The sequence below is a fragment of the Neobacillus niacini genome (assembly GCF_046591715.1).
Taxonomy (GTDB): Bacteria; Bacillota; Bacilli; order Bacillales; family Cytobacillaceae; genus Neobacillus; species Neobacillus niacini_L.
Genome location: NZ_JAWVNQ010000001.1, coordinates 50,033 through 73,099, shown reverse-complemented (window position 1 = coordinate 73,099; position 23,067 = coordinate 50,033). Strand labels below are relative to the sequence as shown.

Sequence of the window (23,067 nt, the reverse complement as noted above, 5' to 3'; positions counted from 1 at the left end):
GTTTTTTTCCTTTCATGATGAGATACTTGGATGAATACGGGGAAATTAGTTCCCTGTTACCATTTTGACTTTTTCATCAACAAGATTCATAAAATTCTTCTCGATTTCGGTTAATTTATTTCTGCTTTCCTCTAAACTTTTACTATTCACACCAAAATAGAATTTCACTTTTGGTTCGGTGCCTGATGGTCTCAAGCAAACCCAAGAACCATCTGTGAATGTATATTTTAATACATTGGATTTCGGTAATTCAATTTTCTCTTCTCCATTAGAAGTCTGCTTAAGACCCGTTAAGTAGTCTTCTGATGATGCTATCGTTAAATCACCAAGCTGCTTAATTGGCTCAGACCGGAATGAAGCCAGGATTTGCTGTATTTGTTCTGCGCCCTCTTTACCTTTTAACGTTAATGACCTTAAACCTTCTTGATAGAAGCCATACTTTTCAAAAACCTGTAATAAGCCTTCATAAAGTGACATTCCCTGTTTTTTGTAGTATGCACAAACTTCTACAGCCAATATGGCGGCTTGGACAGCGTCTTTATCCCGGGCAAAATCTCCAATTAAATAGCCATAGCTTTCTTCATACCCAAATAGGAAAGTAAATTCTCCGGTTTCATCGTATTCCTTTATCTTTTCAGCAATAAATTTAAATCCAGTCAGCACATCAATTGTTGGTAATTGATAACCCTGGGCGATTTTCCTGCCGATTTCAGATGTTACAATTGTTTTTAGCACTATTCCATTTGAAGGAAGCGTTCCTTTGCTTTGCTTTTGTGAGAGAATGTAATCCAATAGCAGGGCGCCAGTTTGGTTCCCTGTTAAGACAACATACTCACCTTCATGGTTACGAACAGCAATTCCTAAACGGTCTGCATCTGGATCTGTTGCAATTAAAAGATCTGCACCCACTTTTTTACCATCCCTAATGGCAAGTTCAAATGCTGCATGTTCTTCAGGGTTTGGACTTTTAACCGTTGAAAATTCAGGATCAGGCAGTTCCTGTTCTTTGACGACTGTTACATCTGTATAGCCCAGAGCATTCAATGCCTGACGAACTGGTTTATTAGCCGTCCCATGCAAAGGTGTAAATACAATTTTTATATCTGTTTCTTTTGAAATGGATGGATTTTCAGAAATAGTTTTCAGTTTTTCAATATAAGCTTGGTCAATTTCTTCACCAATTGTGTTAATTAAACCAAGTGACCGCAGGTTCTCCTCGGTATCTACTTCAATTAACAATTCATTTTCGATTTCATCAACCTTCTTTATTACTACGTCCGCTGCTGCGGGTGGAAGCTGACCGCCATCTGAACCATAAACTTTATACCCATTGTATTCAGGCGGATTATGGCTTGCTGTAATAACAATTCCTGAGAAAGCGTTTAGATGTCTTAAAGCAAAAGATAGCTCAGGTGTAGGTCTTAATTCGTTAAATACGTAGGTTTTTATCCCTTTAGTGGCAAGTGTTCTAGCCGCTTCCATACAAAATTCAGGAGATTTATGTCGTGAATCGTAGGCAATTACCACTCCGCGTTGTTTTGCTTCATTACCTTGTGCGTCTATGTATGCTGCTAAGCCAGCCGATGCTTTACGAACCGTATATAAATTCATACGATTTGTTCCTACACCAATTTCGCCCCGCATTCCGCCGGTGCCAAACTCTAGATTCTTATAGAAAGCTTCTTCAAGTTGTCTATCATCTTCCTTTATTTCCTCAAGCTGCTGCTTTAGTTCCGCATTTAAGTTTGAAAACTCCATCCACCTTTTTGCATTTTCTTTCCAATCCATCATGTTATCCTCCCTTTTTTAGCCCTATTTCATATTGTTTGATTTTCCAATAAACTTACACCTTCTATTTATTTTATATTTTATCTCTATAAGTTCAAGGATAATAAAAAAAAATGTCTGCATTTGCAGACATTTTCTCTAGAACTTATACAAGTAGTTCGTTTGCGGCTTTAATGTAAACACTAAACATACTGTTTTTCATATTCTTTGCTTCTACGAATTGTTCAAACTCAAACGGAAAGAAAAGACCAAATTCTTGCAGGGTCGTAACATTCTTATTAAATAAAACGGCATATTGCTCATCAAGAGCCGGCGACTCAAGGATAGAGATTACTGTTTGCATACTAGCCATTACTTGGAAGGCATCCTTTAATGTATTAAAGTCTTCTGGAGTATGCAATACTTTTAATTGTTCAAACTCGCTTATTTCTTTATCCGTAAAATAGAGTGGAAAAACAGATGAATAGATGTACCTTACAAGTCCACAAATTTCTTCTTCCTGACCAGGTGTCGAGGCAAAAACAATTTTCACTTGTAACCCACCTTTGCGATAACGATATTCTATCGTAATATATATACATAAGGATAGCATAAATGAGAGTGAATTTCGGTGGTAATTATAACCACGTTATTACTTTAGATAAATCTCATGATATAAGGAGTTAGTATGCTAAAAACGACAAAAAAAGGGAACTGGATGGAAATAAATACACCTAAGAGCTGGGAAGGGAAAACCATAGAAGAAATTTTTCGAAAAGAATGGGATGTCCCAAAGAAACTTACACATGCATTCCGAATGGAACACAAGGTTTTAATTAATGGCAGCAAAGCTGCTTGGCTGACCCCGCTTAAGTACGGTGATAAGGTGTTAATTAAAATATTTGAAGAAGGTGAATTACCTTTCATCCCTGCTTTCTTCTATGATATACAGGTATTATTTGAGGATGACCATGTTATCGTATTTAATAAACCAGCCTGTATGAACACACATCCTAATGACGAGAATGATACACATACACTTTTATATGCTGCACAATTTTATCTGCATTCAAAAGGTGAAAAATGTAACGTTCGGCATGTACATCGTTTAGACAAGGATACTACAGGCGCTATACTCTTTGCTAAACATGCTTTAGCAGGAGCAATTTTAGACAGAATGCTTGAAAACCATGAAATGAAAAGAACCTATCTTGCAATCATTCAAGGCCGTTTGAAAAAGAAAAATGGAACTATACAAGAGCCCATTGGACGTGATCGTCATCATGCAACAAGGAGAAGAGTTTCAAAAACCGGCCAAAAGGCTATTACACACTACCAACTAATCAAAGAGGAAAAAGACTTTTCTTATGTAAAATGTTGGCTTGAGACCGGGAGAACACATCAAATACGTGTCCATTTCAGCTACCTTGGGCACCCATTGCTTGGCGATACATTGTATGGAGGACAACCGAAATTTAATCGCCAGGCATTACATGGTGCTAAATTAGAATTTACTCACCCTATTACGAGAGAAGAAGTTGTTTGTTATGCTCCCTTCTTGGATCAGCCTCCTATCTTTAAAGGGATAGACGTAAATAGAATATGATGCAAAAAGAGGCCGCCTAATTTGGCGGCCTCTTCTTTCGATTATTAGTCAGCTTTTCTAAAAGCCCTCATTACGAGTGATAACAGGAAGACAAGAGCAACAGAACCAATAATGGCAGGAATTATCGCAAAATCGGCAACATTAGGTCCCCAATCTCCCAATAATAAAGTACCGAGCCATGCGCCAACAAATCCTGCAATGATATTACCTATAATACCGCCTGGAACATCTCTTCCAACAATAAGACCTGCTAACCAGCCGATCACTCCACCAACGATCAATGCCCAAATGAAACTCATTTAGAACACTCCTTTTTTAATCATTCTTTTAAATCAATTTAACAAGCAGTATTCAACTTTTAAAATACTGTCTTGTACCATTAAAGTACCCATTTTATTACAATCCATACTAAGGAATTTCACTTGATTCGTAAAATACATAATTATAGTGGTACAGGTAATATTAAAAAAATGAATCATGCTAAGTTAATGAAATCATTTTCAGAATTTTCTTTTGTTAAGTTTTTGTAAATTAGGTCAATTTTTTATGTTTTTTTAGTTTATTTTCTGTAAAATGTTGTCCGTTAGTGTAATAACTTTTTACATAATTTTTAGGGGGATTAAAAAATGGCAAAAAAAGTTGATAAATTTTCTGCTTTATTAAGTAATATTTCTTCAAACTTAAAGGAAGGTGCAAATTACTTTGCTGATTATAAATTAAAGAATGTAAGTGATTTGAAGATTTTCTCAGAAAAGATGAAGGAGATTGAAACGAAGGGTGATTCCTTTGTCCATGAAGTCATTAAACAATTAAATGATGCCTTTATCACTCCTATTGAACGTGAAGATATTCTCCATTTAGCAAACAGTATGGATGATGTACTAGACGGTCTTGAAGCGACAGCTGCTTTATTTGAGATGTATTCTATCACACAGGCAGATGATTTCATGCTTCAGTTTGTTGACGCCATTAAAGCGAGTGTCCACGAAATCGATAAAGCAATTGTCCTTTTATCCAATAAAAAGCTCCCACAAATGAGAGAGCATGCCATAAAAACTAAAGATTATGAATCAAAATGTGATAATATCCTTCGTCAGTCCATTAAGCATTTGTTTACAGTAGAAAAAGATCCGATTCGTATTATCCAATACAAAGAAATTTATGAAAATCTCGAGGATATTGCTGACAGCTGTCAATCCGTTGCCAATACACTTGAAACCATTATTATGAAAAATGCATAAGGAGCAAACAAATGGAAATATTAATTATTTTAGTTGTTATTGGCGCCCTTGCATTTGACTTTATTAATGGGTTCCATGATACGGCTAACTCGATTGCAACCTCTGTTTCAACAAAGGCTTTAAGACCACGGCAGGCTATTCTGTTAGCCGCAATCATGAATTTTGTGGGCGCCATGACATTTACGGGTGTAGCTAAGTCCATTTCCAAGGATATTGTCGATCCTTTTACGCTTGAAAATGGATCAGTGGTTATTTTAGCCGCACTAATAGCAGCCATCTTTTGGAATTTATTGACTTGGTATTATGGAATTCCGAGCAGTTCTTCCCATGCAATCATTGGGTCCATTGCCGGAGCGGCACTTGCATCAGCAGGTTTTGGGGCACTTAACTATAGTGGATTCTTAAAAATCATTCAAGCTCTCATCCTTTCGCCAATCTTAGCCTTTGTTGTCGGTTATATTGTTTACAGTATTTTTAAAGTGGTATTTAAAAATGCAAATTTAGCTAAGACCAATCGGAATTTTCGTTATATGCAAATAGCCACTGCAGCCCTGCAGTCCTATTCACATGGAACGAATGACGCCCAAAAGGCAATGGGGATTATCACGATGGCTTTAATTGCAAATGGATACCTTGGAAGTAACGCTGAAGTTCCATTTTGGGTACAGTTCTCCTGTGCACTTGCAATGGGATTAGGTACATCTGTTGGAGGATGGAAAATTATTAAAACCGTTGGCGGTAAAATCATGAAAATTAGACCAATAAACGGGGTGGCAGCAGATTTGACTGGTGCTGCTGTAATATTTGGTGCTACTTTCTTACATGTTCCCGTTAGTACAACTCACGTTATTTCTTCCGGTATTTTAGGGGTTGGTGCCTCTCACCGATTAAAAGGGGTAAAATGGGATACAGCACAAAGAATGCTCATCACCTGGGTAATTACCCTGCCAATTTCAGCAGGTATCGCGGCCATTTCTTATTTCATTTTAAATCTTTTCTTCTAATAAAACACCAGCAAAGAGGATGATTTTCCATCCTCTTTTTTTATTGGCATGTACTTCTAAATTGAAATCATTTTCATACTTTTTATGTAGGGACAAGTTTGGAGTGATTTTATTGAAACATAAAATTATTGCGATGCTGATTGGCAGCTTATTATTAAGCCTAGGTGTTAATGGTTTTCTCGTACCTTATCATCTGCTTGATGGAGGCGTAATTGGTTTAGGGTTAATTATTCACTATTTTTATGGATGGCCGACTGGCCTTAGTATGATTGTTTTAAGTCTCCCCCTTTATATTCTGGCATGGTTCTTTGAAAGACGTTATTTTTACTATAGTTTGCATGGATTAATTATCTCATCCTTTTGTATTGACCTGCTATCCTTTATCTCCGGCAAAATAACACTTGGCATCTTCCCTAGTACCATTATTGGCGGAATTCTTGTGGGCGTTGGAATTGGATTAATGCTGCGCTATGAAACCAGTACAGGTGGTACTGATTTACTTGCACAAATTCTTACTAAATTTACTTCTGTTAATATTGGTATTATCATTTTCCTAATCGACGGAATCATCATCACGAGTGGAATTAAAGTAGTTGGTTTAGAAAAATTCTTCTACTCTTTATTAACGATTATTTTTGTTGGTTTGATGACATCTTTAACAGTCATTAGAAAACCAGAACCAACGTGAAAGAACCTGCATACGTGCAGGCTCTTTCATTTTTGGGCTATGAACCTAAAGATTTAACCTTAATGGTACAGCTCTCCATTGCTGCTAGTACAGACCCACGAAACTGATTCCTCTCAAGTTCTGCCACTGCTTCAATTGTTGCTCCGCCAGGCGTACAAACATTATCCTTAAGTTCCCCAGGATGGATGCCTGTTTCTAATACCATTTTTGCGGCACCAAGGACAGCTTGGGCTGCCAAACGATATGCTTTATCCCTGGGTATCCCTTGAAGAACACCACCATCCGCCAGTGCTTCAATGAACATATATACATATGCAGGAGATGATCCACTTATTGCCGGTATGGCATCCATTAATTTTTCATCCATTCTTTCCGTTTTACTAAAGGTATGAAAAAGCCTCTCTACTTCCAAAATTTCAGTTTCACACATGCTTTCATTCGGACAAATCGCACTCATGCCTTCCCCTACCAACGAAGGGGTATTTGGCATTGTCCGGACACACTTAATTTTAAAACCAAAATCCCTTTCAAGATCTGTCAAGGTAACACCTGCAGCTATTGTTATTATGATCACATCTTTTTTGATATCATTCTTTATTTCTTCGATTATTCTTGAATGGATGTCAGGTTTAATAGCTAGAAAAAGGATATCTGAAAACCTAGCCACCGCCTTATTATCTTGAGTACATGCGATTTGGTATGTGGTTTGAATTTTTTCAATTGTTTCAACTGACATTGCACTAGCCATTATATTATCTTTTATTATTAAGTTTGTTTTTAAGATCCCTTCGATCATTGCCTGTGCCATTTTCCCTGCACCAATGAACCCAATCCTCTTGATCACTTACTCACACTCACCTCTCGATAAACCTGTTTAATGATTGTATATGACTTTTTTAATCGTTCATAATAAGCTGGCTGTTCCCACTCCTCCCAAGTATATAAATAAACATCCTTTTGCTTTATGTCATAATTCATACTTTTGGGTATCGTCTGGTTGATTTCTCCTTGAAGTGTTGTCAATACTGCCACTCGTATTCCCTCAATTCTTTCACTTCCAGTTAAACCGCTTTTCCATATGTCCCCCATTACTTCTTTTAAGCTAGGGTCTTTTACGTTTATTAGCAGCCAAGGTATCCTTACTTCGAGTATTTTCCCGCTGCTGCCAATACTAACATCTGTTAAAGAATTAAATTTCTTATCTTCTGGGTCAGCGTTGCCGAACATTAATGCCCCTGTTTCATAACCCTCAAAAGGCACTGTAGCATTTGTTGAAGGTATCCTTAACTCTTTATTTAACGCTAGGCGAATAGGATGGAACACTCCATTATTTTTCTGATTGACGTAAGGCTCCATTTTTATCATATTTAGTAAATGGGCATATTGGTAATAGAAAGTATCATAATAACTGTCTACCTTAATGCTGGAATTCTTAGGTCCAGAAAGATTAATTAAAAAGTCTACGCCAAGATCTGTTTTTACTGCAGCATTCTCTGACAATTTGATATTGTTTTGACCTTGTCCTTCAATTGTATCAAGAAGGACAAACACCTCTTGGTTAGAAAAATCAACAGGCTGTTTAAAGGTTAACAGAAAATATAAATATCCGCTATCAGAGGAGATTTTGACTTCATTAAATACATCACTTTTATCTATTGACCGGTAGATGAATTTACTATTAGACTCTTTCCAATCTGCTTTCTTCCCATCTGTCAAAATGGAAGAATGTTTACTTCCAGGTTCAAAGGAAAGCAAACCAAAGTGCTGCTCATTCGTCTGCTGATTATTCCAATATGGTCTTCTATCAGGATTATCCAAATCCATGGTATTCCATGTACGTTTAAACCATTCGTCCTGCCAGGTAAATATTAAACCTCCTGCATACCCTTCCGTAACGATCGACTTAAATAAATGCTGGTCAATTAAGCCCTGCTCTTCCTCAGAATGAAATCCCTGATTCATTCCATAGGGATTAGTATGTGTTAATCCCCTAGAAGATGGAACTCCAAACTCAGCCACTAGCACGGGCATATTATGAGCCTGTTTTAATTCATTTAGATACCCTGCATAATTATTTTTTTTACCTTCATGATCGATATACTCTAGATATTTTTTTTCAAAGTTAAGAAAATCAGGATAGTATGGATAGATATGATAGGAAGCAAATAGGCCTGCTTGAAAATGTTCAGCTGCAAAGATATGATTTGGATTTATCACCGCCATATCCTCATTTTCCGATGGCTCTGCAGGATGCTCGAGAAGGTCAGTAGTTACCCAATTAGTAAAACTCGTGGAATGCTGCCATTTATATTGGGTTGTTTCATAGTCTGCTGCATACTCCATTAATTTTGCCAGCCAATTTTCAAAAGCACTTGCTTCTTTTGTTCTAAAATATTTCCCTTCAAACTCCCCAATGTCTTTATGCTTTAGATTCGTTTCGGCAACTAAATAAGGATCCCACTCTGTTCCAATGATAATTCCAAGTACATATTTCGAAATATCATAAGTATAAACTCCTGAGGCATGTCCTGGCCTTTCAGGCAGTTTAGCATTTCCATGAATGATATCAATCATGTTTTTTATTTCAGTCTTTGCATCCTCTGTATTTTCAGGTGAAAATGCATCCTGGTTTTTTTGCAGCTTTTCCTCATTAATCCAAGAACCATGAAAAAGGAATAACGGCTTTTTTGAAATCTGATTATATTCATAAAAGGCTTCATAAAACTGTGGCGGATGGAGTGTGTAGATCCTAACGGCATTGGCGTTCATTGCCCCGATGGCTTTAAACCAGCGAAAATATTCTTCCTTCGAAATTGCCGTTTCACCTGGAAAATAGCCGGGCTTAGCAATCCCCATATTAACTCCTTTTATTAGTAGATCTCTCCACTTTCCATTCTTTTGAACTTGGATATATGTATCACCGGTTGTGCTATTCGTTTTGATTTCATTATTTTCAATCACTTCAACTAATTCCTGTTGAACAGTATGTTTAAGCCCGCTGTCTAATAACTCTTTCATCATAGGAACATAAACGGTCCAAAAAAAGGATCCTCTTGACCCAAAGTGTTTCTTCCAAAGGCTTAAGCCCCTTGTCTGATAGAGAGCTGGAACTTCAAGTTCATCTGCATAATCCCCTGCAAAATAATAAGAATTGTATTTAGCATTTTGATGATGAATGATAGCCGGAAACTTAGAAGGTATCCCTAGTCCATTAAGCTCTTTTTTCTTCTTGGCTGATAGAGGCAGCTCATACTCAGCGAGAATTTCATCCTGACTTCTGGCATTATTGATATCAAACCAATATTGATATTTTCCTTGCAAATCCCCATCGAAAAAGTTCTCCCCCTTTTTCGTTAACTGAAACAGGACACCATTATTCTGAATATCTTTTTGCCCTACAACGACAACATCATTTTGCTGATTAACAAAAACAAATCCTTCTCCTTTAAAACCCCACTTTTTGTTATCTTCCTCATATCTTTCTTTCACCCATTTAGGCACTTCATTATTATTTAGCTTGGGAAAATACCTGCCAATCCACCCGGTCCAATCTAGGTTTAGCAGATTGGCTAATTGTTCCCTAACATCATCTGGGGTGGGACTAGCAAATGTATTAAATTCTGCAATTAATGTTTTACCTTTTGAAGATAATAATTCGCGTGCTATTTTATTTACATCCGAAGATTCTAAGCCTCCATATATGATGGAGGACTTCTCACCAGCAATATTCTCCCCTTTAAATTCTTCTTCGTAAACACCATATTGATCGGTTAGGTAATAGACATCATACTTTTTTAAATCATTAGGTAATGCTCGGACTTCACCCTTTTTCGGCATAAATCCTTTATAATCTTCACTTAGGTTATATGGCTGATGGTTTTCTTTTGTATACTTTTCATGATTCAAAACCCAAACCAATCCCTTGTGTTCTCTATAAGTTTGGTTCGGAACAGTTTTATCTAAAATTAATACATTTAATTCTTTAGCAGGCTTTATCAACCAGGTCCAAAAAGGACTTAAGATAATAATTAGAAAAAGAATGGCATAAACAATTAAAGAGGCTTGTTTTGTCATTTCGAAACACCTTTTCTTTTCATTTCTCCCCAGCTCGTATCTCCTGAAAGCATCTGAAGAATCCCTTCACATCTCCATAAAACAGTCAACGGACGATACCATATTGTTTCCGTTAGCGAGTATAAAAAGAGCTTTACGATATCTGATACTTTGGGATATTTCGTTAGACTCCATTCTTCTAACAAGACTGCACTCATAGAAAAAAGCGATCCATATAAACAGGATAGAAGAAATAATAGAATAGCAAATTCAATATATACTCCGCCAAGAAACAAACAAAGTACCATAAATATATAACCTAGAAATTCAACAATAGGTCCAAAAAACTCAACAATCCAAAAATAGGGAAAGGATATTAATCCAATAGAACCATATTTAGGGTTACAGGTAAGGGAGCGGTGCGTCCATAAGCTTTCAAAGAGCCCTCTATGCCAGCGCCGTCTTTGCCTTCTTAGGATCGTGACATCTTCTGGCACTTCTGTCCAGCAAACTGGATCGGGGACATAAACTATCTTTTTGTTTATCCGCTTTTCTTTCAACAACCGATGGATTCGCACTACTAATTCCATATCCTCCCCAACGGTATCAGTTTTATATCCCCCCGCTTCAATTGCCCAGTGTTTTGAAAAAACCCCAAACGCACCTGATATGATTAAAAGAAGATTATGTCTGCTTAAACCAATTCTGCCCATAAGGAAGGCACGTAAATATTCAATGATTTGCATGATGACTATGGGGTTTTTCGAAAGACCTATTTTTAAAATATGACCATTTTTTATTTCACACCCATTAGCAATTCTCACACTGCCTCCCGAAGCAATGACCTCTTCATTCGAATCAATTATTGGCTTCATTACCTTTAAGAATGCATCTGGCTCTAAAACGGAATCCCCATCTAACGAACAAAAATAGGGATAGCTTGAAAAGTTAAGCCCCACATTTAAAGCATCAGCTTTACCTCCATTCTCTTTATCCACTAAAAATAAATTTGATAGGACGGAAGATTGATACATGGTCTTAATTGGCTTTGTATTTACTTGTTTACGTACTACTCTCTTGATTTCTTTCATATCATAATGCTCAATCATCTTCTCTAGGGTAGCATCGGTAGATCCATCATTCACGACAATAATTTCATATGTAGGATAATTTACGCTCAACAGTGACCGGACACTTTGTATTATTCCTGCTTCCTCATTATAGGCTGGGACAATAATTGATACAGGTCTTGTATAAAATTCATCCATGTAGTCCTCGTAAGCCTGAATTCGATCTAATTGGTATTCCTTTCGCAGTTGAATGATTGAGGTAAAAAAAATAGCAGAATAAAAAACAATAACAATCATCATGTAAACAGCAATAAACCATGCGAAAACAGCTACAATATCTACCCAATACTCACTTAGCATAATTATCCCCCTTATGCAGCCAGTCCCAAGCCATATCTCTTGCGAAAGCATCCTTGGATCTGGCTAAGACCGATTGTAAAATGGACTTCCCATTGGGGAACTGACTAATGGATTGTCCCGCCTGAGAACGGACCCACCATGAGTGATCATGCAATAGTTCAATTAATCGCGGTATCCCTCTTTCTTCCTTAATAGACCCTATGAGTTTGGCTGCCACCATTCTTTCCTGCCATTCGGGTGAGTACATCATTTCTAGACATGGCTCTACATCTTGCATATCACCAATTTCCGCCAATGCCTTTAATGCTCTTATTCTCACTTCACCCTTATAGGCTGTAAAAACACTTTCAGTAAAAGCACGATAGATGTTTGCCTTTTTTAATGAGATAACATCTAAAATAGCTAATTGCAGTGAATTGGAGCTTTTATGAAATTGTAAAACAAATTGTTCAAATAACCCCTGATTTAAGCGCATTAATATACTTCGATAATCATACTCATTTAAATAATGTTCATGGTTTTTAAGTAAGTCGGGAAAACCATTAGTTTGGAAAGAAGCCAGAATTCTTAAAACTTGAACATTCTCTCGTTTTGAAAGGGTCTTCTTAGTTATTAACTGAATAACATCTTCTTTGAGAACAGTCATATGAAAATCTTCTATATGATAAAGTGCGTTCATACGGCGGCTCCAACGCCTATTCTTAAGAAGTTTTCGATAATAATCCTGCAAATATAGTGATGCCAAATCTGATAACCTTTTTCTTTCCTCCTCACCTTCTAAAATTTTTACATACCTGCTTAAAAGCTCCTCAATTGCTTTTAGTTTTATTGATGTTCCGAATCCCAATGCCCGGGAAAATTCCCCTTCAACAATAATCGAGAAAAAGAAAGGGTTAATCTTATCTTTATACGAATCAATCTCTTTTCTTTTTTTAATTTCCCACATCTTCCGGATCATTAAGTATACCAACAGCAAAAACAGTAAACTTATAAGAGCTACAGCTATTCTAGCAAGAAATAAAATCTCGTCATTGACCATCTATTGTATCCTTTGAATAATTTTTTGTACTCTAACTTGAAATTCCTTAATACTAAAAGGTTTTGTAACATAGTCATCTGCCCCTAATGTTAGAGCCTTTTCAATATCAGACTGACTCTTTCTTCCTGACAGCATTAATACATACACATGTTTACTGCTGTCAGATTTAACTTTTTTCAGGATTTCGATGCCATCCATAATCGGCATAATCCCATCAAGAATTAGTAGATGTTCTCCGGATTCATTTAACCGATTAGCTTCAAAAAATGACATACCATCCTCGAAAGTCTTAATATCTAATTGAAATTCTTCTAAATTCATCAATTTGAGAACTTTCACCAGCAATGATTGAATCATTGTGTCGTTATCAATGATCGAAACAAGCAAATTTTTTTTCATTACTTTCCTCACTCATAAACATTTTCGTTATTATGCCCTTTTATAAAAAAAGCATGAAAAAAGAGACAGGATTCATCCTGTCTCAACTTTTTTACTTTAAATCTTCTGGTGAAAAGGCACCCGGGAGAAGGTCTTTCACAAGAATCCTTTGGATATCTCCTTTTAGATTTGTAAGGACAACTTCCATCTCAGAATCACAAAGCTCTGAAATTACCTGCCTGCAAGCACCACAAGGTGAAACTGGCCCTTCAGTATCTGCCACTACTACTAGAGTATCAAACTGAGTTACACCCTCAGAATATGCATTAAATAAAGCTGTTCTTTCCGCACAGTTCGTCATTCCATATGAGGCATTTTCTATATTACATCCGTGAAAGACTTTTCCATTTTTTGCTGCAAGAGCAGCACCAACCTGGAAGTTTGAATACGGGACATACGCAAATTCTCTTGCTTTGGCTGCTTCTTCCAACAGTTGTTTTTCATCCATCGCGTTCACTCTCCAACGTCCTCATTTTACCCTTGGAAAAATTTAACTACCCAACTGGCAAGTACTCCGCCAAAATAAACACCGAAAACGCCGACTACCGCCGAAAACACTGGGGGTGCAGGTAATGGCAGCTTCATAAACTTAAATACGACTCCTACAATTAATCCAGCAATTAATGCTAATATTGTTTCCTTCATCATTTATCCCTCAAATCTAAATATTAATAATTGCTTTGAGAAATTTCACCTTTACTAATAGACACTCCTGAACTTGCACCAATACGAGTAGCCCCGGCTTCGATCATTGCAAGTGCATCCTCGCGGCTTCTGACACCTCCAGAAGCTTTTACACCTATTTCAGGTCCAACGGTTTCACGCATTAATCGAATATCTTCAACGGTTGCTCCGCCGGTTGAAAATCCAGTAGAGGTTTTTACAAAATCTGCTCCAGCCTTAACTGAGATTTCACATGCTCTAACTTTTTCTTCCTTCGTTAAAAGACATGTTTCAATGATTACTTTTACTATTGCTTTACCTTTTGCAGCTTCAACAACTGCCTTGATATCTTTTTCTACCAAATCATCATGTTTATCTTTAAGTGCGCCGATATTGATTACCATATCAATCTCATTAGCCCCATTATCAATGGCATTTTTAGTTTCGAATGCTTTGGTTTCTGGTGTAGATGCTCCTAAAGGAAATCCAATTACCGTACATACTTTTACTTCTGGTGTATCTTTAAGCATATCTGCTGATATTTTTACCCAAGTTGGATTTACACATACGGAAGCGAAGGAATATTTCTTAGCTTCTTCAACTAACTTTATGATATCTTCCTTTACAGCATCAGCCTTTAGTAATGTATGGTCAATCATTTTGGTCACATTTTGAGTCATAAGGTGGTTCCTCCTAAGATTGAAAGCTATTGTTTCTCATTACTTTACTCAAACTAACTATAACAAAACAACTGAACATTTGTAAATATCATTATGAACAAATGTAAAATGTAATTATTTAGACATAATTTTATTCTTTATCGAGAAGAAACTTTGCTGAGAATTGGTCCGTTATTAATACATTGGCATAATTCCCCTTTAGAGCACCGTAAATTCCCTCAATTTTATTCGGACCGCCGGCAACCAATATCGAGTATTCCTTGTTCCGTAAATCCTCTAATTTAACACCCAGTGTTCTCTCGTTCAGACTTTCATTGCACACTTCCCCATTTTTATCAAAGAATCGTGAACATATATCCCCAACAGCTTTTTCATTTAGTGCGTTTTGGTCATCTTCTGTAAAATACCCCATTTGAAATAATAAAGAGTCTTTTTTAATCGAACCCAGGGTAAATACTGCAATGTTGGCCTCTTTGCCCAGTTCTAGGATTTTATGAATATGACGGTCTGCCTCCATAGCCTGCTTTACGACAACATGGTCTACAATCGCTGGCAGCGGTAGATTAAGAGGTGTGGTGTTATAAGCTTTTCCAAAGAGGTATAAAATTTCAGATGCATAAGTATTCGTTTCAGCATGGCTTACACCGCCTTTAAGTTGAACAACCTTAACGTCTTTAACAAATTTCCTTTTTAGCTCAACAGCAATATGGTATAACGTAGTTCCCCAAGTTACCCCAATAATATCATGGTCTTTTACAATTTCATGCAGATATAAGGCTGCTTTTTCACCAAGATAATTTTTTATGATATGATTTTCAAATTGTGGGATAGACGCAATGATTACTTTCTTCAAATTGAACTTTTTTTCTAATTGAAGTGCTAAACTTTCAACATCTTCTGTGGGGTCCATAATCTTGATTTGGACCATACCCTCGCTTTTTGCCTGTTGTAATAAACGCGACACTGTGGGGCGTGAAATACCTAGTTTCTTGGCAATTTCGCTTTGATTATAATCCAATAAATAATATAGTTTTGCTGCTTCAATCACTTTACTTAACTTCTCTAGGTCCACTGTTCATCACCTTCCATCCTGTTTTTTTTCACTATTATAGCAAGAAGCGGGGATAAATCCACTTATATTTTACATTTGTAAAACGACCGTTGAACATTTTTTAATCTGCGAAGCTGCATTTTCAGACTGAAAAGTGGGAATGATTCTTACCATATTTACTATGTCGATTTATGTTGAAGAAAAGTCAACCAATGCGTTTGGCTTATTCTGCTATACTCTAGAGTTCAGGGGTGAATTCCCCATTAAAAGGAGGTCATTAGGAAATGGGGAAACTTGGAGGACTCATATACCGCCACAGGAAAAAAGTACTCATACTATGGTTTTTTATCATTACGACGTCAGTGGTTTTTGCCTTAAAATTACCTTCTGTCTTAAGCGGTAATGGCTTTGAATACAAAGGTGAATATAATGAAACAAGAACACTTCTTGAAGAGGAGTTTGGACAAGCCAAGTCATCCATTATCCTTGTCTTCGAAAGAGAGCGTTCCATTAACGATACAGACTGGCATCAATATATCAGGGGAACCTTCGAAGGCTTAAAAAACTTCGATGGTGCCAAAAGCATAACAAGCCCTTTTGATAGAGATGGAATGATAAAGGAAGAAGTTGCCTATGGTTTGTTGGCTTTTGAAAAAAAAGCAGAAAATCTCGGTGATGAGATTGAACAACTGAAGAAGCTTCTTAAAAATAAACAAGGATTAACGGTTACGATGACAGGTGAGCCTATTATTGTACAAGACCTAAATATAGCAAGCCAAGAGGATTTAGCCAAAGCTGAAATGATTGGGTTACCGATTGCCTTACTCGTTTTAGTCCTTGCTTTTGGAGGGTTAATTGCTGCATCCATTCCGATTGTAATCGGAGTTGTATCAATCGTAACCACCATGGGTACTGTATTCTTTTTTAGTTATGGCACCGATTTGACCATTTTTATCTTAAATATTGTCCCGATGATCGGACTCGCTTTAAGTATTGACTTCGCCTTATTACTAATAAACCGTTACAAAGAAGAATTACAGACCAAATCCATTCGAGAAGCGGTTGAAATTAGCGTTGCTACAGCCGGGCGCTCGATTATATTCTCAGGACTTTGTGTCTTTATTGGCTTATCGGCTTTATGGTTTATCCAAATAGATATCTTTCAAAATGTTGCCATTGGCGGGATGGTCGTTGTCTTTATTTCTGCCATTTGTGCTTTGACTTTTCTTCCCGCCCTGCTCGCGTGTATTGGAACTAGTATTAACAAATTCGGAATTTTTCGGGTAAAGGATTCAAAGACAAGTTTATGGCATGTATTCGCTAAGTTTGTGATGAGGCATCCTGTTTTAATGGCAGGATTATCCCTGGCCATTCTGTTAGCTGGACTCATCCCAGTTGCACAAATGACGATGTCTATACCCGGTACGGAATCACTTCCGGAGAAATACCCTTCCAGAGTTGCCTTTGAAACCTTTGAAAAGCATTTTATTTCTAAAGACAAACGGACCGAGAACAAAGTAACCATTGTTTTGGAAACAAAAGGATCTATTTTAGAAAGTGATAACCTTCAGAAGGTAAATGAATATATAAAGAATCTTGAAGAGGAAAAACTAGTTGATACCGTAGAATCTCCATTTTCAGTGACCGGTATTAAGGATGAGAAGGCTTTGTCTCAAATGCTGGCTTTTGGGCCAAGAGAACAAACTGGCCCCATTCTGGATTACTTTGTCAGAAACAATAAAATGCTGATTGAGGTTTATTTAAAAACTCAGGATCATTCACAAGAAGCCAGAGAGTGGATTCGGGAGTGGTCAAATAAGGACAGTGAGTTATCAGCTCATTTTGGAGGCTCAATCAAATTTGAACAAGAAATCTTTGATGAGATATATGAGAAAGCACCGTATGGGTTGTTATTAATTGTGGTTTCGACGTTCTTTATCCTTATGGCCGCCTTTCGGTCTATCCTCATTCCTCTGAAAGCTATCTTGATGAATATCTTGAGCCTTAGCTGTACGTTTGGCATTGTTGTTTGGATTTTTCAGAAGGGGCATTTTGGGATCGAGCCCGTAGATATAGCACTGATCTTACCTGTCTTTGTTTTTACTCTCGTTTTTGGACTATCAATGGATTACGAAGTGTTTTTAATTTCGAGGATTCAGGAGTTTTATTTAAAGACTGGAGATAATACGGAGGCTACCATTTCGGGGTTAACCTACACGAGTAAAATTATTACCTCTGCCGCAGCAATTATGATTGTAGTGACAGGTGCTTTTGCTTTTACAGGTGTCATGCCGATTAAGCAGCTGGGTGTCGGTATCGCAATCGCGATTTTCATTGATGCCACCATTGTACGCATGGTCCTGGTTCCAGCTTTGATGAAGCTGTTCGGGGATTTGAACTGGTGGTTCTTTGGACTCAATAAAGTACCAGCGCAAAAAAGCAAGAGGCCAGCCTAATTACCAAGACTGGCCTTTCTGTTTTTGTATGCTAAATGTTTTTCGCATATTGTTCGCTTGGAACTTTACTTAATACTACATATAAACTTACATTTTCACTGCCAGTATTGTTGAAGGCAAGCTCTTCATCGCCGCCGACATGAACTAAATCTGCTTCTGATACGATGGTTTCCTGGCCATCGATGATGAAAGTGCCAGTCCCTGTTACGACATAAAGATATACTTCTGTGCCAGGATGCTTATGAACAGGAAGCTGCTGTCCAGGCATGAAATTTAATACAAAGGCTGTTGTCTCACCTTTTTTATAAATAATCCGTTTTGTAAATCTTTCTTCGTTGAACTCTTGGTATGCTTTAACTGAACTTTTCTCCATCCTATTTCCCTCCTAGTGATATCTTACATCTATCTTAACTGATAATCATTTTCAACTAAGTGAAGCTAATCACTATTTATTATTTCTTAACAGAATCCGGCATACCGAGATCAGCAGCGATATCGGTTGCCCGGCCTTGTAACGGTTTATTCCTTATGTATGAACAGAAACAAACTGCCAAATAATAACACATAATTACCATTAAGAGGGGGCTGAAAATATTTGAACAATAAAGTGTTATTCCTTTTGCTCTTCATGTTTATCGTTTCTCAAGCTTCTTTTCCTTCTTACATGAATGCAGAAAATAATGGAACTGTCGATTTACGAATCCTCGAGACAACGGATTTACATGCTGCTTTAGTGAATTATGATTATTACCAAACGAAAACAGACAATACTATCGGGCTCGTAAAAACCTCAAGTCTTATTCATCAAGCGAGAAGTGAGGCCGTGAATTCTCTTTTGTTCGATAACGGCGACCATTTAAAAGGAAACCCTCTTGGTGAATACCTGGTTAGAATCAAAGGAATTCAAAAAAGGAAAATTCATCCTGTTTACAGTGCCTTTAATTATCTGAAGTATGATGCCATTGCTATTGGAAATCATGAGCTAAACTACGGGCTCAAATTTCTTAAAAATGCACTAAAGGGTCCAAAAATGCCTGTTGTGAATGCAACTGTATATAAAGCAAAAAACAATAAACCTTACTTTAACCCTTATGTCCTTTTAAAAAGGAATGTTATCGACAATCAGGGACAAAGTCATGAATTAAACATAGGCGTCATAGGATTTATGCCGCCGCAAATTATGCGGTGGGATAAAGCAAATTTAGAGGGGAAAGTAATTGCCCGTCCGATAGTGGAAGCGGCAAAGGAATTCGTGCCGAAAATGAAGGCTGAAGGAGCAGATGTTATTATCGCACTGGCCCATACAGGTATTGATAGTGAACCTTACCACGCTGAAACGGAAAATGCAGTCTATTACCTCAGTGATATTAAAGAGATTGATGCTATTCTAGCTGGACATTCACATGGCATATTTCCGGGACGGGCCTACAAGGATTTGCCTAATACAAATATTGACGAAGGAAAAGTCAAAGGTAAACCAGTAGTCATGGCAGGCGCATTTGGCAGCAGACTCGGAATTATTGATCTAAAGCTTGAGGTTCAGGGTGGAAAATGGAGAGTAGTACAAAGCACATCAACTACAAGACCTATTGCTGATGAAAATGGAAACTCTCTAGTTAAGACAGATAAAAAGTTATTAAAACTAATCAAGAAAGAACATCAGGAAACCGTTGATTTCTTGAAAAAGCTTGGATTATAGCAATCTTAATCGTTGAAAAATTAGCCTGAATCCGCTTTATAGCGACCGTACCCCCTTCTTTTTTGGGATTTCGGGCACTATAGAGCCCTTATAGTTACCCTCGCCCCTTCTTTTTGGGGGAGTTCGGGCACTATAGAGCTATTATAGTTACCCTAACCCCTTCTTGTTTAGGTTTCCGGGCACTATAGAGCTCTTATAGTTACCCTCGCCCCTTCTTGTTAAGGTTTTCGGTCACTATAGAGCCCTTATAGTGACCCTAACCCCTTCTTGTTTAGGATTTCGGTAACTATGGAGTACTTATAATTGACCGAACCACCTATTTTATAAGCAGAGCTTTAATAGGAAATAACTTTGCTAATTTTATTCAGTAAATCTTCTAAAAATCAAAGTAGCATTATGGCCGCCAAATCCTAAAGAGTTGGATAATACTACTTCAACATCCTTCTTCTTCGCCACATTTGGAACATAGTCCAAATCCAGCTGTTCATCAGGTGTATGATAATTAATCGTTGGCGGAAGAATTCCATCCTTCATTGCTAATAGTGAAAAAATCGCCTCTAGTGCTCCTGTTGCTCCCAACAAGTGGCCAGTCATTGATTTCGTGGAACTAACAGATAAATGATAGGCATGTTCTTTGAAAACTTCCTTGATCGCTAACGTTTCATACAAATCATTATAATAGGTGGACGTGCCATGAGCATTGATATAGTCAACTTGTTCAGGTGCAATTCCAGCATCCGCTAATGCTAGTTTCATGGCTCTAGCTGCCCCTTCCCCTTCAGGCGCAGGTGTCGTAATATGATGGGCATCACCTGTAGCACCGTAGCCCGCTAATTCTCCATAAATGGCAGCACCGCGGGCTAATGCGTGCTCTAATTCTTCTAAGACCACAATACCAGCGCCTTCACCTATAACAAATCCATCACGATTCTTATCAAACGGCCTGCTTGCTGCAGCGGGGTCTGGATTTTTTGAAAGTGCGGTCATATTTGAAAATCCTGCAACTGTCATACCGGTGATGGTTGCTTCGGTTCCGCCGGCAATCATCATATCCACATCCCCTTTTTGAATCACACGGAATGCATCACCTATGGAATTGGCACCAGATGCACATGCTGTAACGGAACAATTATTGATTCCCTTGGCACCAAGTGAGATAGATACTTGGCCAGCCGCCATATCAGGAATAAACATCGGTATTGTAAATGGATTAACCCTTCTTTGACCTTTTTCAATAAACTTTCGATGTTGTTCCTCGAATTCTGCCAAGCCGCCAATCCCTGACCCAATCCAAACACCGACCCGTTCAGGTTGAATTCCCTCACCAATTTCAATTCCTGCATCCTTAACCGCCATTTGGCTTGCTGCAATAGCAAACTGGCTATAACGCCCCATCCTTCTAGCCTCTTTTTTATCCATAAACTCTTCTGGACGAAAGCCTTTCACTTCCGCTGCAATCTTGACGTCCACTGTTTCTACATCAAAAAGGGTTGCGTGGCCAATACCGGAAACACCATTAATAATTTGTTTCCATGTTGTATGAGCATCATTTCCCAAAGGAGTGACTGCTCCGATACCTGTAATCACTACTCTTCTATTCATAAAATGCTCACTCCCAAATATATTTTTGGATGTATATTCTACTCTTTCTATAGTGTAACGAATTCACAGCGGCCCGGGCAAATTAATTCACTCCGCAACGATCATGCGCAATGAAAAAAAACGATAGGGCACCCTATCGTTTTCTCTGATGTTATAAAGTAACTCCTGTTTTAAAAATAGCAATCTCCCTAAAATCATTCTTTTCGTTGTTTACAAGTTCACCACTTGCAACTTGAATAATGTACTGAATAAATTCCCGCAGGACTATATCTGATTCCTTTTCCAAAAGTACACCTGCATTAAAATCTATCCAATGCGGTTTCGCCTCGTAGATCGGTGTATTGGTTGATATTTTCATAGTTGGAACAAAGGCTCCAAAAGGTGTTCCGCGTCCGGTCGTAAATAACACTAATTGACAGCCTGCTGCGGCTAACGCAGAAGAGGCAACGAGATCATTTCCAGGTGCACTTAGCAAGTTTAGACCTTTTTGTTTAATCATTTCTCCATATTTAAGAACATCACATACAACAGAAGTTCCTGCTTTTTGTGTACAGCCTAGTGATTTATCCTCGAGGGTCGTAATACCGCCAGCTTTATTTCCTGGTGAGGGATTTTCATAGACTGGCTGATTATTTTGAATGAAATATTCCTTGAATTCATTAATCAATTCAACAGTTTTTTCAAATACTTCACCATCTGCCGCCCGTTCCATCAAAATTGTTTCCGCGCCAAACATTTCAGGTACCTCAGTTAACACTGTCGTTCCACCTTGGGAAACTAAGAAATCAGAGAATCTTCCCAAGAGAGGATTAGCCGTAATCCCTGAAAATCCATCCGAACCGCCGCACTTCAACCCTACCTTAAGTTCCGATAACGGAACAGCTTCCCGCTTATCATTTTTGGCAATTTCATAGAGTTCCTTTAGTAAGGCAACACCAGCTTCGATTTCATCTGTAACTTCTTGAGAGACTAAAAATTTCACTCGATCTTCGTCATACTCTCCCAAGCTTTCTTTGAATTCATATAAATTGTTGTTTTCGCAGCCAAGACCTAAAACTAACACTCCGCCGGCATTTGGATGCAGCACAGCATCCTTTAGAATCTTCTTTGTATTTTCATGGTCATCACCTAATTGTGAGCACCCGTAATTATGCTTTAAAACAAGGACATTTTCGAAAGGATTATTTTCACCGACTTCTTTTTCAAAAAGTTTAATCATTCTTTCGGCAACACCATTAACACAGCCTACGGTTGGAACAATCCACAGCTCATTCCTTATTCCTACATTACCATTTTTTCTTTTGAATCCATTAAATGTCAGGTTTTCTTTTTCATATTGAGTGGTATTTAATTTTTGAGTATATTGATATTCCTGAATACCGTCTAAGTTCGTTTTCGTATTATGAGTGTGTATATGTTCCCCGACGGAAATCTCTTTTATCGCATGCCCAATTGGATAGCCATATTTAACGACATGTTCATTTAGCGATATATTTGTAATGGCAACCTTATGTCCTCTTGGTACATCTTCCATAAGCGTGATTGTGATTCCATCGACAGTAAAGGATTGACCTGCTTTTAAATCTTTTAAGGCAACCACAACATTGTCTTGATTATGGATCTGGATAATATCCAACATTAGATTTCCCC

Annotated in this window: 21 protein-coding genes; 6 read left to right on the top strand and 15 right to left on the bottom strand. The window is 37.7% G+C overall.

The annotated features are described in order from the left end of the window. Positions 1 to 45 precede the first annotated feature (45 nt). Both SFC47_RS00385 and SFC47_RS00380 read right to left on the bottom strand, forming a co-directional pair. The gene (locus SFC47_RS00385) at positions 46 to 1,788 is read right to left on the bottom strand and encodes a phospho-sugar mutase (protein WP_411253589.1); all 1,743 of its coding nucleotides are present in this window, start codon (positions 1,786 to 1,788) and stop codon (positions 46 to 48) included. A gap of 145 nt (positions 1,789 to 1,933) precedes the next feature. Continuing rightward, complete coding sequence (locus SFC47_RS00380; protein ID WP_411252253.1) at positions 1,934 to 2,320, bottom strand: YhcU family protein; 387 nt, start codon at positions 2,318 to 2,320, stop codon at positions 1,934 to 1,936. Positions 2,321 to 2,455: 135 nt separating this feature from the next. On the opposite strand from SFC47_RS00380, the gene SFC47_RS00375 reads away from it, so the two are divergent. Then, positions 2,456 to 3,373, top strand: coding sequence for an RluA family pseudouridine synthase (locus SFC47_RS00375; RefSeq protein WP_411252252.1), 918 nt, complete (start codon positions 2,456 to 2,458; stop codon positions 3,371 to 3,373). Between the two features lie 44 nt (positions 3,374 to 3,417). Here the strand turns inward: SFC47_RS00375 and SFC47_RS00370 are convergent, their stop codons facing one another. After that, the gene (locus SFC47_RS00370) at positions 3,418 to 3,672 is read right to left on the bottom strand and encodes a GlsB/YeaQ/YmgE family stress response membrane protein (protein WP_411252251.1); all 255 of its coding nucleotides are present in this window, start codon (positions 3,670 to 3,672) and stop codon (positions 3,418 to 3,420) included. Positions 3,673 to 3,999: 327 nt separating this feature from the next. Here SFC47_RS00370 and SFC47_RS00365 point away from each other — a divergent pair, with 327 nt between their 5' ends. The 3 genes from SFC47_RS00365 to SFC47_RS00355 all read left to right on the top strand — a co-directional run bounded on the left by SFC47_RS00365 (position 4,000) and on the right by SFC47_RS00355 (position 6,306). Further along, on the top strand, positions 4,000 to 4,614 hold the full coding sequence (locus SFC47_RS00365; RefSeq protein ID WP_411252250.1) for a DUF47 domain-containing protein: 615 nt from the start codon (positions 4,000 to 4,002) through the stop codon (positions 4,612 to 4,614). An 11-nt stretch (positions 4,615 to 4,625) separates the two neighbouring features. Then, the gene (locus tag SFC47_RS00360) at positions 4,626 to 5,618 is read left to right on the top strand and encodes an inorganic phosphate transporter (RefSeq protein ID WP_411252249.1); all 993 of its coding nucleotides are present in this window, start codon (positions 4,626 to 4,628) and stop codon (positions 5,616 to 5,618) included. Between the two features lie 133 nt (positions 5,619 to 5,751). Beyond that, positions 5,752 to 6,306 (top strand): YitT family protein, encoded by a 555-nt coding sequence (locus SFC47_RS00355; RefSeq protein WP_411253588.1) that lies wholly within the window; start codon positions 5,752 to 5,754, stop codon positions 6,304 to 6,306. A gap of 37 nt (positions 6,307 to 6,343) precedes the next feature. Here SFC47_RS00355 and proC read toward each other — a convergent pair whose 3' ends face one another. The 9 genes from proC to deoR all read right to left on the bottom strand — a co-directional run bounded on the left by proC (position 6,344) and on the right by deoR (position 15,681). Further along, positions 6,344 to 7,150, bottom strand: a complete 807-nt coding sequence (proC, locus tag SFC47_RS00350) for a pyrroline-5-carboxylate reductase (RefSeq protein WP_411252248.1) — start codon at positions 7,148 to 7,150, stop codon at positions 6,344 to 6,346. Further along, positions 7,147 to 10,380 (bottom strand): hypothetical protein, encoded by a 3,234-nt coding sequence (locus SFC47_RS00345; RefSeq protein WP_411252247.1) that lies wholly within the window; start codon positions 10,378 to 10,380, stop codon positions 7,147 to 7,149. The genes proC and SFC47_RS00345 overlap by 4 nt, the downstream gene beginning before the upstream one ends. Continuing rightward, the gene (locus tag SFC47_RS00340) at positions 10,377 to 11,789 is read right to left on the bottom strand and encodes a glycosyltransferase family 2 protein (protein WP_411252246.1); all 1,413 of its coding nucleotides are present in this window, start codon (positions 11,787 to 11,789) and stop codon (positions 10,377 to 10,379) included. The genes SFC47_RS00345 and SFC47_RS00340 overlap by 4 nt, the downstream gene beginning before the upstream one ends. Continuing rightward, positions 11,779 to 12,828 (bottom strand): HEAT repeat domain-containing protein, encoded by a 1,050-nt coding sequence (locus SFC47_RS00335; protein ID WP_411252245.1) that lies wholly within the window; start codon positions 12,826 to 12,828, stop codon positions 11,779 to 11,781. The genes SFC47_RS00340 and SFC47_RS00335 overlap by 11 nt, the downstream gene beginning before the upstream one ends. Continuing rightward, positions 12,829 to 13,227: a response regulator transcription factor gene (locus tag SFC47_RS00330; RefSeq protein ID WP_411252244.1), complete on the bottom strand. Its 399-nt coding sequence runs from the start codon at positions 13,225 to 13,227 to the stop codon at positions 12,829 to 12,831. A gap of 91 nt (positions 13,228 to 13,318) precedes the next feature. Next, positions 13,319 to 13,714, bottom strand: a complete 396-nt coding sequence (locus tag SFC47_RS00325; protein WP_411252243.1) for a cytidine deaminase — start codon at positions 13,712 to 13,714, stop codon at positions 13,319 to 13,321. 26 nt (positions 13,715 to 13,740) lie between these two features. Then, positions 13,741 to 13,911 carry a XapX domain-containing protein gene (locus SFC47_RS00320; protein ID WP_411253587.1) on the bottom strand — a complete coding sequence of 57 codons (171 nt, stop codon included), beginning with the start codon at positions 13,909 to 13,911 and terminating at the stop codon, positions 13,741 to 13,743. A 23-nt stretch (positions 13,912 to 13,934) separates the two neighbouring features. After that, a complete protein-coding gene (gene deoC, locus SFC47_RS00315; protein ID WP_411252242.1) occupies positions 13,935 to 14,609 on the bottom strand; it encodes a deoxyribose-phosphate aldolase in 675 nt (224 codons plus the stop codon). 130 nt (positions 14,610 to 14,739) lie between these two features. Next, positions 14,740 to 15,681, bottom strand: coding sequence for a DNA-binding transcriptional repressor DeoR (gene deoR, locus SFC47_RS00310; RefSeq protein ID WP_411252241.1), 942 nt, complete (start codon positions 15,679 to 15,681; stop codon positions 14,740 to 14,742). A gap of 263 nt (positions 15,682 to 15,944) precedes the next feature. Between deoR and SFC47_RS00305 the strand changes: the two genes are divergently transcribed. Next, a complete protein-coding gene (locus SFC47_RS00305) occupies positions 15,945 to 18,116 on the top strand; it encodes an MMPL family transporter (protein ID WP_411252240.1) in 2,172 nt (723 codons plus the stop codon). A gap of 31 nt (positions 18,117 to 18,147) precedes the next feature. Here SFC47_RS00305 and SFC47_RS00300 read toward each other — a convergent pair whose 3' ends face one another. Continuing rightward, a complete protein-coding gene (locus SFC47_RS00300; RefSeq protein ID WP_411252239.1) occupies positions 18,148 to 18,489 on the bottom strand; it encodes a cupin domain-containing protein in 342 nt (113 codons plus the stop codon). A gap of 222 nt (positions 18,490 to 18,711) precedes the next feature. Here SFC47_RS00300 and SFC47_RS00295 point away from each other — a divergent pair, with 222 nt between their 5' ends. Further along, positions 18,712 to 19,815, top strand: a complete 1,104-nt coding sequence (locus SFC47_RS00295) for a metallophosphoesterase (protein ID WP_411252238.1) — start codon at positions 18,712 to 18,714, stop codon at positions 19,813 to 19,815. Positions 19,816 to 20,175: 360 nt separating this feature from the next. Here the strand turns inward: SFC47_RS00295 and fabF are convergent, their stop codons facing one another. Both fabF and SFC47_RS00285 read right to left on the bottom strand, forming a co-directional pair. Continuing rightward, positions 20,176 to 21,417 (bottom strand): beta-ketoacyl-ACP synthase II, encoded by a 1,242-nt coding sequence (gene fabF / locus SFC47_RS00290; protein WP_411252237.1) that lies wholly within the window; start codon positions 21,415 to 21,417, stop codon positions 20,176 to 20,178. A 151-nt stretch (positions 21,418 to 21,568) separates the two neighbouring features. Continuing rightward, entirely contained in the window at positions 21,569 to 23,056 is a 1,488-nt protein-coding gene (locus SFC47_RS00285) for a UxaA family hydrolase (protein WP_411252236.1), read from the bottom strand. Between the last annotated feature and the right edge of the window lie 11 nt (positions 23,057 to 23,067).